Genomic DNA, 13,877 nt, shown 5'->3' on the forward strand with positions numbered 1-13,877 from the left:
CGTCGCGGCGTTCATTGCACCATCCCTCCCGCGCGCAGGCGATGTTCCACCTTGCGCAACACCACCATGGTGACCGTGGTCAGGACCAGATAGATCAGCGCCACCACCAGATACGTTTCCAGCGAGCGATACGACACGCTGATGATTTTCTGCCCTTCGTGCATCAGGTCATGGATGGTCAAGAGCGACACCAGGGCCGAGTTCTTGATCAACGCGATGAACTCGTTGCCCAGCGGCGGGATCATGCGCACGACGGCCTGCGGCAGCACGATGATGCGCATGGCCTGGCCGGAGGACATGCCCAGCGAGCGGGCCGCCTCCGTCTGGCCGCGGTCCACCGACTGGATCGCGCCGCGCACGATTTCCGACACGTAGGCGCCCGAATACATGCCCAGGCCCAGCACGCCGCAGGCGAACGCCGGCAGCGTCACCCCGAAATGCGGCAGCCCGAAGAACCAGATGAACAACTGCACCAGCAAGGGCGTGCCGCGGAACAGCAGCAGGTAAAGGCTGCACAGGTTGTAGATGACGTAGCGCCGCGGGTTGAGCCGACCCACGCCCACCAGCAGGCCGATGACGCATGCCAGCAGCAAGGCCCCCGCGGTCACCTCGACGGTGACCGCGGCGCCGTTCATCAGCGCGCCGAAGTCGGCGAAGACAGGAGAGAAATCCAGGTTCATTTCGCGGGCGCCTCGAACCACTTGTTCACGATGGCCTGGTAGCTGCCGTCGGCCTTCAGCTTCTGCAGCGCGGCGTTCAGGTCGCGGGTCAGTTCGGGCTTGTTCTTCGGCACGGCGATACCGTAGTCCTCGGTGGTGATCTGCTCGCCCAGCACGGTCAGGTCAGACGTGCTTTGCGCGAACAGCTTGGCCGCCGGCTTGCCCGTCACGGCGGCTTCGGCGCGGCCGATCTGGACCAGGTTGAACATCTCCTGGTTCTTCTCGACTTCCACGCGCTGCACCGACGGATAGTGTTCCTTCAGGTAGTTGACGGACTTCGTGCCGACCTGCACCGACACCTTGCGGCCGTCCAGGTCCTTCAGCGTCTTGACCGGGCCGTCCTTCTTCGTCATGACGACCAGGCCGCCCGCGTAGTAGGGATCGGTGAAGTCCACGACCTTGGCGCGCTCGGGCGTGATGTAGATGGCGGACACCGCGATGTCGGCGCGGCCGGCCTGCAGGGCGGGAATCAGGCCCTTGAAGTCGATGTCGATCCATTCGACCTTCTTGCCCATCGCGCCGGCCAGGGCCTCGACCAGTTCGATGTCGAAGCCCGTGCGCTTGCCGTCCTTGACGAACTCCATCGGCGGGAACGTGGCATCGGTGACGGCGCGGATGGTTTCCTGGGCATGCGCGGAACCGGCGCTCCAGGCCAGGCCCAGCGTGAGGGCGGCGGTCAGCAGTGTGCGGCGAGTGGTCATGGTGGGTCCTATGGAAAGTGATTACGGCGGTGGTTACAGCGATCGGTTGGGTGCGGGTACAGCGTGGAAATCAGGGAACGGCGTGAACGGCCGCGGCTCGCGGCGTCAATGGACCTGCAATTTCGAGGTGATGCGCCGGGCGGCCGCCACGGTCATCTCGATCAAGGCGTCGGGCCGCTGCGCGGCCCGCGTGGACGGGGCCATCAGGGTGATCGACGCCACGGCCTGGTGGGCGCGCTGGAAGATCGGCACGCTCACCCCCCAGACGCCGGCGTCGACCTCGCTGTCCGTCACCGCGTAGCCCTGCTCGCGGATGGCGTCCAGTTCCTTGCCCAGCCTGGCGGCGTCCACCCCCGCCTCGGCCGCCAGATAGGCCAGCGCGGCCTGCAGGCGAGCCAGCGGCATGAAGGCCAGCAGCGATTTGGCGGAAGCGCCGCGCGCCAGCGGCAGGCCGCGCCCTTTCGTGAAGGAACAGCGCAGCGGATGCTGGCTTTCGACCATGTCCAGGCACACGGCCTGGTCCTTGACCGCGACCAGCAGGCCGATGGTTTCGCCGGACGCGACGGCCAGCGCCGCCATGTCGGGCTGCGCCTCGTGGATCAGGAAGGAGGACTGGTCGAAGCCCCAGGCCAGTTGCACGCACAGCGGCCCGGGCCCGTACTCGCCGTCATGCTCGGCCACGAATCCCCAGCGCTTGAGGAGCGCCACCTGCCGGTACAGGGTGCTCTGCGCCAGGCCGGTCTCTTCGGCCAGCGCGGCGATGCTGAGCGGACCGTCGTGCCGGGCCAGGGTGGCCAGCACATAAAGCACGCGATCCGCGCCCGCCCCGACTGATTGATCCGCTTTCAACATTTGGCTCCAAGCTAATGGAGCGCAGATTATCAATTTATGGTGTTATTCCAGATTTCTATTCCCGAATACTGAGAATAATTCGGGAAAACCCCGAAAACGGGACGAAAAAAAGCGCCCGAAGGCGCTGAGGAATCCGTGCGGCGGCGAGGTGCGCGGCGTCCGGTACGGCCGCCGCGCACCCGCCTTCAGCGCGCGGGCTCGTCGTAATTATTCAGTTTCACGCCCGACACGCCCTTGACGGCGGTAGACGGCGCCGGCGCTTCGGCCTTGGCGGGCGCCGGGGCTTGCGCCGCGGCCGGGGCCGCAGCCGGAGCCGGAGCCGCCGCGGCGGGCGCCGCGCCCGCCGGACCGCCGGCGCGGCGCTTGCGGCGCGCTTCGTCCTGCTGCGCGATCAGCGTGTCCAGTTGCGCCGCCAGCGCCGTCGACTTGCCCGTGCGCGCCCAATCCGCGGCGGTCTGGCCCTTGGTGTCGCGCGTGCCCACGTCCGCGCCCGACTTCAGCAGCAGCTCCACCATGGGCTGGCGGCCCGACAGCGCCGCCATCATCAGGGGAGTCTCGCCGTTGGGCGCGGGCGCGTTGGGCATGGCGTGCTGCGCCAGCAGCAGGCGCGCCATCTCCAGTTGCCCCTTCGAGGCGGCGTAGTGCAGCGGCGTCCATCCCAGGCGGTTGACCTGTGCGCCGCGCGCGATCAGTTTCTTCGCCCTTTCGGTCTGCCCGGCGATCGCCAGATACATCAGCGGCGTTTCGCCGGCGGGATTCGCCGCGTTCACGTCGGTGCGCTTGTCGGCGGCGATCACGTCGAACACCTTCCAGGCGCCGTCGACGACCGCGCGCATCAGCGCCGGCTGGCCATTCTTGTAGCGCACGTTGGGATCCGCCCCCTGCTTGAGCAAGTCGCGGATATCGTCCGGATAGTCATTGGCGACGTAGACCCACCAATCCGCCGGATTGGCGGCCTGCGCCGCCGGCGCGGCCAATCCAACCGCCAGCGCCAGCAGCGCTCCCCGGCAGCACGACAACACGGCCCTGTGGGCGGAGGCGACGCTGATAGCCATGGATATCCTAGAATTGACTTTAAATAAATTAGATTCGATTACTTCTTTATCTTATTGAAAAGACGGAAGAAATTATCGGTGGATGCCCGCGCTACGTCCGCCACGGGAATACCCCGGAGGTCCGCGATCTTTTCCGCCACGTGGATCACCTTGGACGGGTCGTTCAGCTTGCCCCGGTACGGCACGGGCGCCAGATACGGCGAATCGGTTTCGATCAGCAGCCGGTCCAGGGGCACTTTGGCGGCCACTTCATGCACGAGCTGCGCGTTCTTGAACGTGACGATGCCCGACAGCGAAATATAGAAGTTCTGGTCCAGCGCGGCCTGGGCGACCTCCCAGCTCTCGGTGAAACAGTGCATCACGCCGCCGGCCTCGGCCGCCTTTTCTTCGCGCAGCATGCGCACGGTGTCCTCGGCGGACGCGCGCGTATGCACGATCAGCGGCAGGCCCGTGTCGCGGGCGGCGCGGATATGGCGGCGGAAACGCTCGCGCTGCCAGTCCAGCGGTTCCGACAGGCGGTAGTAATCCAGCCCGGTCTCGCCGATGGCCACGACCTTCGGATGCTCCGACAGGCGCGCCAGCTCTTGTTCCGAGGGATCCGGCGTGTCTTCGTAGTCGGGGTGCACGCCGACCGAGGCCCACAGATTCGCCTGCGGTTCGACGAGGGACATCAGCGACGGCCATTCCGGCATGTTGACGCTGACGACCAGCGCGTGCGTCACCTGGTTGGCGGCCATCCGCTCAAGAATGGCCGGCAGATCGGCGGCAAGCTCGGGGAAATTCAAGTGGCAGTGAGAATCGACGTACATGGTGAATCTGGGTGAAAGTGCCGCGGCGCCCCGCCCGCTCGCGGGCAAAGCGTCGTCGGATCAAAGGCTTACGCCTGGCAGGATAGCACCACGCGTTGCAGGGCGGCGTGGGCAAACAGCTTGGCGTTGAGGGGATGGGTGGCCAGCGCGCGCTGCCGCGTGAGCCAGCGCGCGGACTCGGCCACCCGGGCCGGATTCATGCGCGCGGCGACTTGCGCGACGCCGCCGGCCAGCGCCGGAAAATAGCGCGCGGGCGCGCCCGCGCCGGCCAGCATCAGGTCCGTATACAGCCGCTGCAAGGCATCGATCCATTCGCTGGCCGCCACCTTTTCCAGGGCTTCCGCCAGCGTGCCCACGTCGGGCGCCTGCCCGTTCGCGAGCGGCCCGACCAATTGCGCCAGCCAGGGCGGGCAGGCGGCCTCGCCCGACTGCGCCAGGCGCAGCGCCGCCAGCGGCGCCCCGCCGGCGGCCGCCAGCCACTCGCGCGCGGGCTCGACGTTCTGCTCCCGCAGCCACCGCAGCGCGGTTTCCGGATCGGGCGCCGGCAGCGGCAGGCGCCGGCAACGCGACACCAGCGTCGGCAGCAGGCGGTCGGGCGCGTCCGCCACCAGCAGGAAGACGGTGTGGGGCGGCGGCTCTTCCAGCACCTTGAGCAAGGCGTTGGACGACACCACGTTCAGGGCGTGGGCCGGGTACAGCAGCGCCACGCGCCAGCCGCCGCGGTGCGTGGCGGTGTTGAACCAGGACTCCAGCGAACGGATCTGGTCGATGCGTATTTCCTTGGACGGCGCGCGCTTGGCGGCGCCGGCGGCCGGCTCGGCGTCCTCCGCCGGTTCGGCCGCGTCCGCCCCTTCCAGCACGGCCACGGCTTCGGGCCGGATACGGCGCAGATCGGGGTGGTTGCCGCTGGCGAACCAGCCGCAAGCGGCGCAGCGCCCGCAGGCCAGGCCGTTTTCAGGCGTTTCGCACAGCAGGCTGGCGGCGGCGGCGACCGCGAAATCCAGCTTGCCGATGCCGGCCAGGCCGTGCACCAGCCAGGCGTGCGCGAACCGGTCGCGGTTGCCCAGCCAGGCCCGCGCTGTCTCCATCTGCCAGGGAAGGAATTGCGGTGCGCTTACTGGATTACCTTCATGCTGCGCACTCCGGTCTTCGCCCTTGGGGCGGCCCGGCGCGCTCATGCGCCCTGCTCCAGGAGGTCGCGCAGCCCCGCTTCGAGCGCGGCGCGGACCTCGGCGATGGACCGCGTGGAATCGACGATGCGGATGCGATCCGGATTGGCGGCGGCGCGCGCATGATAGGCCGCGCGGGTGCGTTCGAAGAAAGCCGCGCCCTCGCGCTCGAACCGGTCGGGTTGGCGCGCATCGGCCAGCCGCGCCCGCGCCACTTCCAGCGGCACGTCGAAAAGCCAGGTGCGGTCGGGCTGGCCCGCCCGCATCCAGTCCTCCAGCACGGCGATGCGTTCGGCGCCCAGGCCGCGACCCCCGCCCTGGTAGGCGTAGGTGGCGTCCGTGTAGCGGTCGCACACGACCCAGGCCCCGCGCGCCAGCGCCGGCTCGATCACTAGCCGCGCGTGTTCGCAGCGGGCGGCGAACATCAGCAGGGTCTCGGTATCCAGCCCCATCGGGTCGGCCAGCACCAGGGCGCGCAGCTTTTCGCCCAGCGGCGTGCCGCCGGGCTCGCGGGTGGACACCACGTCCAGGCCCTGCGCGCGCAGGAAATCGGCGATCCAGACGGTATGCGTGCTCTTGCCCGCGCCGTCCACGCCCTCCAGCGTAATGAAACGTCCACGCGAGGTCATTGGTCTTGTCCTTGTGCTTGTACTTGCGGTGCGCCCTGGTCGCCGGCCGGCCCCGGACCCGCGGGCGGGGCGGGAGCCGGGCTCGGGGCGGGATTCCGGCCCGGCGGCGCGGCCGGATTCTGTCCCTGCCCCAGGATGTAGCGGGACACGTTGCGGTTGTGCTCGGACAGGTTGACCGAGAATTCGCTGGTGCCGTTGCCCCGCGACACGAAGAAGAGGAACTTGTGCTGCTCGGGCTGCACCGCCGCCAGCAGCGCCGCCCGGCCGGCCGCCGCGATGGGCGTGGGAGGCAGGCCCGGCCGCGTATAGGTGTTCCAGGGAGTGTCCGTCTGCAGGTCGCGCTTGCGGATCCGCCCCTGGTAGGCGTCGCCCATGCCGTAGATCACGGTCGGATCGGTCTGCAGCAGCATCCCGACCTTCAGGCGGTTGGTGAACACGCCGGACACGCGGCGGCGGTCGGGGCCGTGGCCGGTCTCCTTTTCGATGATGGAGGCCAGCACCAGGGCTTCATAGGGGGTGCTCACCGGGATGTCCGGCTGGCGCTGGGCCCAGGTGTCGCGCAGGATGCGCTGGCCTTCCTGGTAGGCGCGGCGCAGCAGGTCGAAATCGGTGCTGCCCGGCGTGAAGATGTAGGTATCCGGGAAGAACAGCCCTTCCGGGTGCTGGATATCGGACCCCAGGCGCTCCATAAGCGCCTCGTCCGTGGTGTCGCCCAGCGTCTGCTTGACGTCGGGATTGGCGCGCAGCGCCTGGCGGATCTGCCGGTAGGTCCAGCCTTCCAGGAAGGTGATCTGCCGCTGTGTCATGTCGCCGCGGGCCAGCCGCTCCAGCAGCCGCCAGGGCGTATCGCCGTTGATCGCCTGGTAGCCGCCGGCCTTCATCTGCTTGTCCAGTTCGGACAGGCGCGCCATCCAGACGAAACCGGGTTCCCACATCGGCACGCCGGCCTCGTTCAGCGCGCGCGCGACCGTGCGCGGGCTGCTGCCCGGATCCACCACGAAATCGATCTTGTCGGCCGACAACTGCATGGGGCTGTGCATCCAGTGCCAGGCGGCGCCCACCGCCGCGGCGGCGGCCAGCACGATGAGCAGGAAAGACCACAAGACGTAAAAACGGAGTCGCTTCTTCATAAGTATTCGAAGTTTAATTGATCGCGCGGGCCTGCCGCGCCGAAAGAGGGGCCGGAGCGCGCCGCGCGCCCCTTTGCACGGCGGGGGCATGGCCCTGCCGGGCGGGGAACGCGGCTATCATTTGCTCTTTGATGACGCGATAACGCCGCCGCCATGCATGCTTTCCATTCTTCGATTCCCGCGCGCGCCGAAGGTTGCGCGCAATGCGCGCCGCTGGAGGATTTCCTGGTCTTCTCCGCGTCCGGCGCGGACGCCCTGGCCTTCCTGCACGGCCAGTTGACGCAGGACGTCACCGGCCTGCCCGCCGACGCCGCCCGGCTGGCGGGCTACTGCACCGCCAAGGGCCGCCTGCTGGCCACCCTGGTGATGTGGCGCGCGGCCCCCTCCGACGCGGACGACGCGCCCCAACTCTACGGCCTGGTCCGCCAGGATCTCGCCCAGGCCCTGATCAAGCGCCTGTCGATGTTCGTGCTGCGCGCCAAGGCCAAGCTGGCGGCCACGCCGCTGCATGTGGCGGGCGTGCTGGCCACGGCCGAACAGGCCGACGCCCTGGAAGCGGCGGCCGGCCCGCTTCCGCGCGCGCCCTGGCAGCGCGCCGACCTGCCCTCGGGCACCTGGATCGCGGCCCCTTCCGCCGATGCGCGCCTGCGCTGGTGGTGGATCGCCTCGGACGCGCAACTGGAACAGGCGGCCGCGCTGTCGGGTGCGCTCGGGCTCGCGCCCGCCGCGCAATGGCATGCCGCCGACCTGGCCGCGGGCATCCCCTGGATCGCCGCGGCCACCCAGGACGTTTTCATTCCGCAGACGGTCAACCTGGACCTGATCCAGGGCGTCAGCTTCACCAAGGGCTGTTATCCCGGCCAGGAAGTCGTGGCGCGCAGCCACTACCGCGGCACGGTCAAGCGGCGCATGGCCTACGGCACCATTGCCGACGCGGCCGCGCAAGGCGCCGCGCTGGCCGGGGTGGACGTGTACGACGCCGCCCGGCCCGGCGAACCCACCGGCCGCATCGTGGACGCCGCCAGCGAGCCGGGCGTGGTGTCGGTGCTGTTCGAAACCGCCCTGGCCGCGCTGCCGGAAGGCGACCTGCGGCTGGGCGCCGCCGACGGCCCGCGCATTTCCGCCGCCCCGCTGCCCTATTCCATCGCGCCGTAGGGCCGGACAGGCCCTAGATCGCCACGCCGAACAGCGCGCCCACCGCGGCGGTCGCCCCCATCGCCAAGGCGCCCAGGACCGTCACGCGCAGCGCGGCCGGCCCCTTGGGCGCCCCCCCGGCCCTCGCGGCCAGGGCCCCCAGGCCGGCCAGACAGGCCACGGACGCGCCGATGACCCAGCCGATCAGTTGCGGCAGGGGCGCCAGGGTAGCCATCAGCAGCGGCAGCGCCGCGCCCGCGGCGAACGACGCGGCCGACGCCACCGCCGCCTGCACCGGCCGCGCGCGGTTGTGGATGGAAATGCCCAGTTCGTCGCGGGCATGCGCGTCGAGCGCATCGTGGCTGGTCAACTGGTGCGCAACCTGCGCCGCCAGGTCGCGGGTCAGCCCGCGCTGCACATAGATATCGATGAGTTCGGCCAGTTCTTCGCTGGAGTTGCGCTTGAGCGAGCGCTGTTCCAGGCGCAGGTCCGCGGCCTCGGTGTCCGCCTGAGACCGCACCGAGACGTATTCGCCCGCCGCCATCGACAGCGCCCCGGCCACCAGCCCGGCCACCCCCGAGGTAAGAATGGCCTCGTGCGTGGCCTGCGCGGCCGCGACGCCGGTGATCAGGCTGGCCGTGGACACGATGCCGTCATTCGCGCCCAGCACTGCTGCGCGCAGCCAGTTGCTGCGAAAAATCCGATGATGTTCTCTAGGAGGCATTGCCAGCTACCCATGCAACGCGCGACAGGCCGCGCGGCGGGGCCCGCCCCCATGGACGGGTCCGCCGCGCGCGGAGTTCAGCGCGGCGTCACGCGCACCGCGGTAAGCAAGCCTATCACGCAAAGCGTGGCCTGCTCGCCCTCGTACGCATGCACTTCGACCTGGCAGATCGACAGGCGCTTGCCAGGCTTGACCACGCGGCCGCTGGCGACGTAGCGGTCGCCCTTGGCGGGCGCCAGGAAGTTCATCTTGAACTCCGAGGTCAGCACGTCCTCGCCCGGCTCGAACAGCGTGTACGCGGCATAGCCGCCGGCGCTGTCCGCGATCGTGGTGGAAATGCCCGCATGCAGGAAACCGTTCTGCTGGCAGAGGTCGGCCCGGTACGGCAGGACGATGTCCACCCGGCCCGGCTCCACCACGTCCAGCCCCGCCCCCAGCAGGACCATGATGCTTTGCTGGCCGAAGCTGGCCCTGACCCGCGATGCCGGATCCGCCGATGCCTGGGGTTGCGCCATGTCAGTCCTGCTCGCGCTTGACCAGGTTGACGATACTGGAGAAGTCCAGCTTGCCCGATCCGCCCGCGCTGTGCAGGGAATAGAGATTGCGCGCCAGTTCGCCCAGCGGGATCGAGGCCCGCGCCGACAGGGCCGCCTCAGCCGCCAGGCCCAGGTCCTTCAGCATCAGGTCCACGCCGAAGCCGCCCGCGTAGCCCTTGGACGCCGGGGCATGGTCCATCACGCCGGGCCAGGGGTTGTAGAGTTCGGTCGCCCAGTTGCGGCCCGAGCTCTTGGCGATGATGTCCGACAGCACCTTGGGATCCAGCCCGTTGGCCACGCCCAGGGCCAGCGCTTCGGAGGTGCCGGCCATCAGGATGCCGAGCAGCATGTTGTTGCAGATCTTGGCCACCTGGCCCGCGCCCGCCGGGCCGGCGTGGAAGATGTTCTTGCCCATTTTCTCCAGGACCGGACGGGCGCGCTCCAGCGCCGCGGCCTGGCCGCCGACGATGAACGTCAGCGTGCCGGCGACCGCTCCGCCCGTGCCGCCCGACACCGGCGCGTCGATCATGGCGATGCCGCGGACCTCGGCGGCCAGGGCCACCTTGCGCGCCGAATCCGGCGCGATGGTGCTGCATTCGATGACCAGCGCGGAGGACGGAATCTTGCCCAGCAGGTCCTCGTCCAGGTACAGCCCCTCCACGTGCTTGCTGGCCGGGAGCATCGAGATCACCACCTCGGCGCCCTTGACTGCCTCGGCGGCGGACGCGGCCGCCTTGGCGCCGGCGTCGGTCAGCCCTTTCACGGCCGCCGGCACCAGGTCGAAGACCGTCAGGCTATGGCCGGCCTTGACCAGGTTCAATGCCATGGGCGCGCCCATGTTGCCCAATCCGATAAACGCGATGCTGCTCATGATGTCTTGTCTCCTGTTGCCATTGCTGTAGGTATGGAATCATCGTGTACTGCGTAATGGGCGCCGGCCGCCGCCGCGGGGCTACCGCCCTTCCTTGCCCAGGTCTTCGAGCGGATGGGGCTCGCCTTCGGGCCACGGTTCCTCGAAGAACTTCTGCACCCAGGCGTCGGTCGCCATGTCCATGACCGCGGGATTCCAGCGCGGCTTCTTGTCCTTGTCGATCAGCAGCGCGCGGATGCCTTCGGCGAAATCGCCATGCGCGGTACATGCCAGGGCCGCGATGTACTCGGCCCGGAACACGTCGTCGAGCGAACGCAGGCGCATGCGCTGCTGCAGCGCGAACGACAGGCGCACCGAACCTGGCGAGCCCGCCAGCATCGTCGCCGCCGCGCGCGCCAGCCAGGGGTCCTCGTGGTCTTTCAGGGCGGCCAGTTCTTCATGGATGTCGTCCAGCCGGTTGCCGCTGCACAGGCTATTGATCAGGAACGAGTGCTGGCGCAGCGGGCCCGGATCGAGCGGCGTCTGCGGCTCCAGCGCCGCCAGGGCGCGGCGCAGCAGGCCGTCGTTGATCGAGCGCGGGGGAATGGTGCCTTCGGCCGCGCCCTGTGGCTGGCCGGCCCAGGGCTGTTCTTCGAGCGAGGCCAGCAGCCTGGGCCAGTCCGCGTGATTCAGGCGGAAATCCGCCAGGCCGGCGAAGAACGCGTCGGACGTGTTCATCGGCGCGCCCGTCAGCGCCAGGAACAGTCCGGTCCGGCCCGGCATGCGGTTGAGCAGCCAACTGCCGCCCACGTCCGGGAACAGGCCGATCGTGACTTCCGGCATCGCCAGGCGGGACGTCTCGCTGACCACCCGGTGGCTGGCCCCCATCATCAGGCCGATACCGCCGCCCATGACGATGCCGTGGCCCCAGCACAGCACGGGCTTGGGATAGGTGTGGATGCGGTAGTCCAGCCGGTACTCGTGCTCGAAGAAGCGCCGCGCGTAGGCGTTGCTCCAGCCGGACCCGCCGGCGTTCTCGCGCATGCTGCGGTACAGCCCGTGCAGGTCGCCGCCGGCGCAGAACGCCTTTTCGCCGGCGCCCTGCAGGACCACCAGGACCACGCCGGGATCGCTCGCCCAGGCATCCAGCCGGGCGGCCAGCAGGTCCACCATTTCCAGCGACAGGCCGTTCAGGGTCTGCGGCGAATTCAGCGTCGCGATCCCGAAGCGCATTCCATTGGCAGCGGTTTTTTCTTCGAACAGCACCGGTGCATTCATCTTATGTCGGCTCCTTTTTCCAACAATTGGCGGGAAATGATCACTCGCATGATCTCGTTGGTTCCCTCCAGAATCTGATGAACGCGAGTATCGCGCACCAAGCGCTCCAAGGGATAGTCCCGCAAGTAGCCATAGCCGCCATGGATCTGCTGCGCATCCAGGCAAATCTGGAAACCCATGTCGGTGGCGAAGCGCTTGGCCATGGCGCAGTAGGTCGCCGCGTCGGGCGCGCCCCCATCCAGCTTGCACGCCGCCAGGCGCACCATCTGGCGGGCCGCCACCAGGTGGGTGGCCATGTCGGCCAGCTTGAATTGCAGCGCCTGGAACTCGGCCAGGCGCCGGTTGAACTGCCTGCGCTCGTCCATGTAGCGCCGGGCGGCGTCCAGCGCGCCTTGCGCCGCGCCGACCGAGCAGGTGCCGATGTTGATGCGGCCGCCGTCCAGGCCCTTCATCGCGATCTTGAAGCCTTCGCCTTCCTGGCCCAGCATGTTGGCGGCCGGCACCCGGACGTTCTCGAACACGATGGGCCGCGTGGACTGGCTGTTCCAGCCCATCTTCTCTTCCTTGCGCCCGTAGGAGATGCCCTCGCTGTCGGCGGGGATGGCGAACGCGCTGATGCCGCTGGGGCCCTCGCCCCCGGTGCGCGCCATGACCACCAGCAGGTCGGTGTCGCCGCCGCCCGAGATGAACGCCTTGGCGCCGTTGACGATGTAGTCGTCGCCCTGGCGCTGCGCCCGCGTGGACAGGGAGGCGGCGTCGGAACCCGCGCCCGGCTCGGTCAGGCAGTACGAGGCCAGCTTCTGGCCGCTGGCCAGCAATGGCCCCCAGGCCTCGCGCAGCCCGGGCTGCCCCCACTTGCCCACCATCCAGGTGGCCATGTTGTGGATCGTCAGGAACGCCGTGGTGGACGGATCGACCGCCGCCATTTCCTCGAACACCAGGGTGGCGTCCAGCCGCGGCAGCCCCAGGCCGCCGATGTCTTCGCTGGCGTAGATGGCGCAAAAGCCCATCTCGCCCGCCCGGGCGAAGGCCTCGCGCGGGAAGATGCCCTCGGCGTCCCAGTGCGCGGCGTGCGGGGCCAGTTCGCCCTCCGCGTAGTCGCGCGCGGCCTGCGCGAAAGCGCGCTGTTCGTCGGTCAGTTCCAAGTCCACAGCCTGTCTCCTGTTGTAGTCGGTATTGTCTGTCGGCGCCGCCGCCGTCTCATGAACGTCGGCCTGTCGATTTTGACATGACGTTGACGTAAACGTAAGTGCGTACCGACGTTTATGTTACGCCGGAAGCGCCGGCGTGATTTGTCCTACTCGCGACAATGTGTCCCCGGGTCTTCCCGGGGCGGACCTACAGCAGGCCGGCCGGACGGACGCGCCCGTTCCTGGCCGTCCTGGCGCGGCGGTGCTCCGCGCGGCGGCGGCGCGATTCCTTGGGGTCGAAACTCAGGCCGCGGTAGATTTCCACGCGGTCCCCGTCGGCCAGCCGCGCCTGCGGCTCGGCGGCGCGCCCGAAAATGCCCACGCCGCGCTCCCAGGGCTGCACGACCGGAAAGGCGTCGGCGAAGCCGCTGGCGGCCAGCGCGTCCGCCACGGTGGCGCCCTCGGGCAGGCTCAGTTCCCGCATCCAGACGTGGCCCGGCAAGGCGTAGCACACGCTGACGCGCACTTGCCCCGCCGGAGACGGCTCATTCGCCATACTTGGCCTGCGCGCGCTTGGTGAAAGAGTCGATGAAGCTGGTGGCGATGCGGTTGAACACCGGACCGACCACCATCTCGAGCGCCCGGTTGGAGAACGCGTATTCCATGGTGAACAGCACCTTGCAGGCGTCCTCGGCCAGCGCCTGGAATTCCCAGTGCCCGACCAGGCTGGAGAACGGGCCGTCCACCAGTTCCAGGTCGATCCGGTCGGGATAGGCATGGGTGTTGCGCGTGGTGAAGCGCTGCTTCATCCCCGCGAAACTGATCAGAATCGAAGCCTGCATGCCGTGCTCGTTCCGGCTCTGCACCTCGGCGCCGCCGCACCATGGCATGAACTCGGGGTACTTCTCCACGTCGGCGACCAGGTCGAACATCTGGGCGGCGCTATAGGGCACCAGGACGGATCGTTGTACTTTGTGCATCGGCTATCGCAAATGGCTAGAATGGCAGGATTTTACCAATAGGCACAGGCGGGCATGCCCCACCCCCGAAGCGCTGCGCGCTTCCCCCTCAAGGGGGCGCCGCTGGCGGACTGGCAAGGCCGGATCCGCGCGGCCCCATGTGTGGGTCCATGCTGGCGGCCACGCGGCATTTACTCAGAAG

Annotated in this window: 16 protein-coding genes; 1 reads left to right on the forward strand and 15 read right to left on the reverse strand. The window is 68.9% G+C overall.

From position 1 onward, the window contains the following. Positions 1–11: 11 nt before the first annotated feature. From AVE30378_RS01425 to mltG, 8 genes are all read right to left on the reverse strand, one after another. Positions 12–680 carry an amino acid ABC transporter permease gene (locus AVE30378_RS01425; protein ID WP_129238988.1) on the reverse strand — a complete coding sequence of 223 codons (669 nt, stop codon included), beginning with the start codon at positions 678–680 and terminating at the stop codon, positions 12–14. Continuing rightward, a complete protein-coding gene (locus tag AVE30378_RS01430) occupies positions 677–1,420 on the reverse strand; it encodes a transporter substrate-binding domain-containing protein (protein ID WP_129238989.1) in 744 nt (247 codons plus the stop codon). Before AVE30378_RS01430 ends, AVE30378_RS01425 begins: the two co-directional genes overlap by 4 nt. 105 nt (positions 1,421–1,525) lie before the next feature. Further along, positions 1,526–2,272, reverse strand: a complete 747-nt coding sequence (locus tag AVE30378_RS01435; RefSeq protein ID WP_129238990.1) for an IclR family transcriptional regulator — start codon at positions 2,270–2,272, stop codon at positions 1,526–1,528. Positions 2,273–2,457: 185 nt separating this feature from the next. Next, positions 2,458–3,327, reverse strand: a complete 870-nt coding sequence (locus AVE30378_RS01440; RefSeq protein ID WP_129238991.1) for an ankyrin repeat domain-containing protein — start codon at positions 3,325–3,327, stop codon at positions 2,458–2,460. A gap of 38 nt (positions 3,328–3,365) precedes the next feature. Further along, entirely contained in the window at positions 3,366–4,136 is a 771-nt protein-coding gene (locus tag AVE30378_RS01445; RefSeq protein WP_129238992.1) for a TatD family hydrolase, read from the reverse strand. Between the two features lie 68 nt (positions 4,137–4,204). Next, positions 4,205–5,224: a DNA polymerase III subunit delta' gene (gene holB / locus AVE30378_RS01450; RefSeq protein ID WP_244234940.1), complete on the reverse strand. Its 1,020-nt coding sequence runs from the start codon at positions 5,222–5,224 to the stop codon at positions 4,205–4,207. An 86-nt stretch (positions 5,225–5,310) separates the two neighbouring features. Beyond that, the gene (gene tmk, locus AVE30378_RS01455; RefSeq protein ID WP_129238994.1) at positions 5,311–5,934 is read right to left on the reverse strand and encodes a dTMP kinase; all 624 of its coding nucleotides are present in this window, start codon (positions 5,932–5,934) and stop codon (positions 5,311–5,313) included. After that, a complete protein-coding gene (gene mltG / locus AVE30378_RS01460) occupies positions 5,931–7,064 on the reverse strand; it encodes an endolytic transglycosylase MltG (protein ID WP_129238995.1) in 1,134 nt (377 codons plus the stop codon). Before mltG ends, tmk begins: the two co-directional genes overlap by 4 nt. Before the next feature lie 153 nt (positions 7,065–7,217). Here mltG and ygfZ point away from each other — a divergent pair, with 153 nt between their 5' ends. After that, complete coding sequence (ygfZ, locus tag AVE30378_RS01465; protein ID WP_129238996.1) at positions 7,218–8,219, forward strand: CAF17-like 4Fe-4S cluster assembly/insertion protein YgfZ; 1,002 nt, start codon at positions 7,218–7,220, stop codon at positions 8,217–8,219. Positions 8,220–8,232: 13 nt separating this feature from the next. On the opposite strand, the gene AVE30378_RS01470 is transcribed toward ygfZ, so the two are convergent. The 7 genes from AVE30378_RS01470 to AVE30378_RS01500 form a co-directional block, all read right to left on the reverse strand. Then, positions 8,233–8,922 carry a VIT1/CCC1 transporter family protein gene (locus tag AVE30378_RS01470; protein ID WP_129238997.1) on the reverse strand — a complete coding sequence of 230 codons (690 nt, stop codon included), beginning with the start codon at positions 8,920–8,922 and terminating at the stop codon, positions 8,233–8,235. A 77-nt stretch (positions 8,923–8,999) separates the two neighbouring features. Further along, a complete protein-coding gene (locus tag AVE30378_RS01475) occupies positions 9,000–9,437 on the reverse strand; it encodes a PaaI family thioesterase (RefSeq protein WP_129238998.1) in 438 nt (145 codons plus the stop codon). Between the two features lies 1 nt (position 9,438). Continuing rightward, entirely contained in the window at positions 9,439–10,329 is an 891-nt protein-coding gene (mmsB, locus tag AVE30378_RS01480) for a 3-hydroxyisobutyrate dehydrogenase (protein WP_129238999.1), read from the reverse strand. Between the two features lie 81 nt (positions 10,330–10,410). Then, the gene (locus AVE30378_RS01485) at positions 10,411–11,586 is read right to left on the reverse strand and encodes an enoyl-CoA hydratase/isomerase family protein (protein ID WP_129239000.1); all 1,176 of its coding nucleotides are present in this window, start codon (positions 11,584–11,586) and stop codon (positions 10,411–10,413) included. Further along, on the reverse strand, positions 11,583–12,737 hold the full coding sequence (locus AVE30378_RS01490; protein WP_129239001.1) for an acyl-CoA dehydrogenase family protein: 1,155 nt from the start codon (positions 12,735–12,737) through the stop codon (positions 11,583–11,585). The genes AVE30378_RS01485 and AVE30378_RS01490 overlap by 4 nt, the downstream gene beginning before the upstream one ends. A 187-nt stretch (positions 12,738–12,924) precedes the next feature. Next, positions 12,925–13,272, reverse strand: a complete 348-nt coding sequence (locus AVE30378_RS01495) for an RnfH family protein (protein WP_129239002.1) — start codon at positions 13,270–13,272, stop codon at positions 12,925–12,927. After that, positions 13,262–13,696, reverse strand: coding sequence for a type II toxin-antitoxin system RatA family toxin (locus AVE30378_RS01500; RefSeq protein WP_129239003.1), 435 nt, complete (start codon positions 13,694–13,696; stop codon positions 13,262–13,264). The genes AVE30378_RS01495 and AVE30378_RS01500 overlap by 11 nt, the downstream gene beginning before the upstream one ends. Positions 13,697–13,877 lie beyond the last annotated feature (181 nt).

Source organism: Achromobacter veterisilvae (assembly GCF_900496975.1).
Classification (GTDB): domain Bacteria; phylum Pseudomonadota; class Gammaproteobacteria; order Burkholderiales; family Burkholderiaceae_B; genus Achromobacter; species Achromobacter veterisilvae.

Bases quoted from the DNA above. Each gene is read 5' to 3' on its own strand.
- AVE30378_RS01485 (WP_129239000.1), bottom strand. From the start codon at position 11,586: ATGAATGCACCGGTGCTGTTCGAAGAAAAAACCGCTGCCAATGGAATG.
- mmsB (WP_129238999.1), bottom strand. From the start codon at position 10,329: ATGAGCAGCATCGCGTTTATCGGATTGGGCAACATGGGCGCGCCCATG.
- AVE30378_RS01440 (WP_129238991.1), bottom strand. From the start codon at position 3,327: ATGGCTATCAGCGTCGCCTCCGCCCACAGGGCCGTGTTGTCGTGCTGC.
- AVE30378_RS01495 (WP_129239002.1), bottom strand. From the start codon at position 13,272: ATGGCGAATGAGCCGTCTCCGGCGGGGCAAGTGCGCGTCAGCGTGTGC.
- tmk (WP_129238994.1), bottom strand. From the start codon at position 5,934: ATGACCTCGCGTGGACGTTTCATTACGCTGGAGGGCGTGGACGGCGCG.
- AVE30378_RS01475 (WP_129238998.1), bottom strand. From the start codon at position 9,437: ATGGCGCAACCCCAGGCATCGGCGGATCCGGCATCGCGGGTCAGGGCC.
- holB (WP_244234940.1), bottom strand. From the start codon at position 5,224: ATGGAGACAGCGCGGGCCTGGCTGGGCAACCGCGACCGGTTCGCGCAC.
- AVE30378_RS01500 (WP_129239003.1), bottom strand. From the start codon at position 13,696: ATGCACAAAGTACAACGATCCGTCCTGGTGCCCTATAGCGCCGCCCAG.
- ygfZ (WP_129238996.1), top strand. From the start codon at position 7,218: ATGCATGCTTTCCATTCTTCGATTCCCGCGCGCGCCGAAGGTTGCGCG.
- mltG (WP_129238995.1), bottom strand. From the start codon at position 7,064: ATGAAGAAGCGACTCCGTTTTTACGTCTTGTGGTCTTTCCTGCTCATC.
- AVE30378_RS01445 (WP_129238992.1), bottom strand. From the start codon at position 4,136: ATGTACGTCGATTCTCACTGCCACTTGAATTTCCCCGAGCTTGCCGCC.
- AVE30378_RS01435 (WP_129238990.1), bottom strand. From the start codon at position 2,272: ATGTTGAAAGCGGATCAATCAGTCGGGGCGGGCGCGGATCGCGTGCTT.
- AVE30378_RS01425 (WP_129238988.1), bottom strand. From the start codon at position 680: ATGAACCTGGATTTCTCTCCTGTCTTCGCCGACTTCGGCGCGCTGATG.
- AVE30378_RS01470 (WP_129238997.1), bottom strand. From the start codon at position 8,922: ATGCCTCCTAGAGAACATCATCGGATTTTTCGCAGCAACTGGCTGCGC.
- AVE30378_RS01430 (WP_129238989.1), bottom strand. From the start codon at position 1,420: ATGACCACTCGCCGCACACTGCTGACCGCCGCCCTCACGCTGGGCCTG.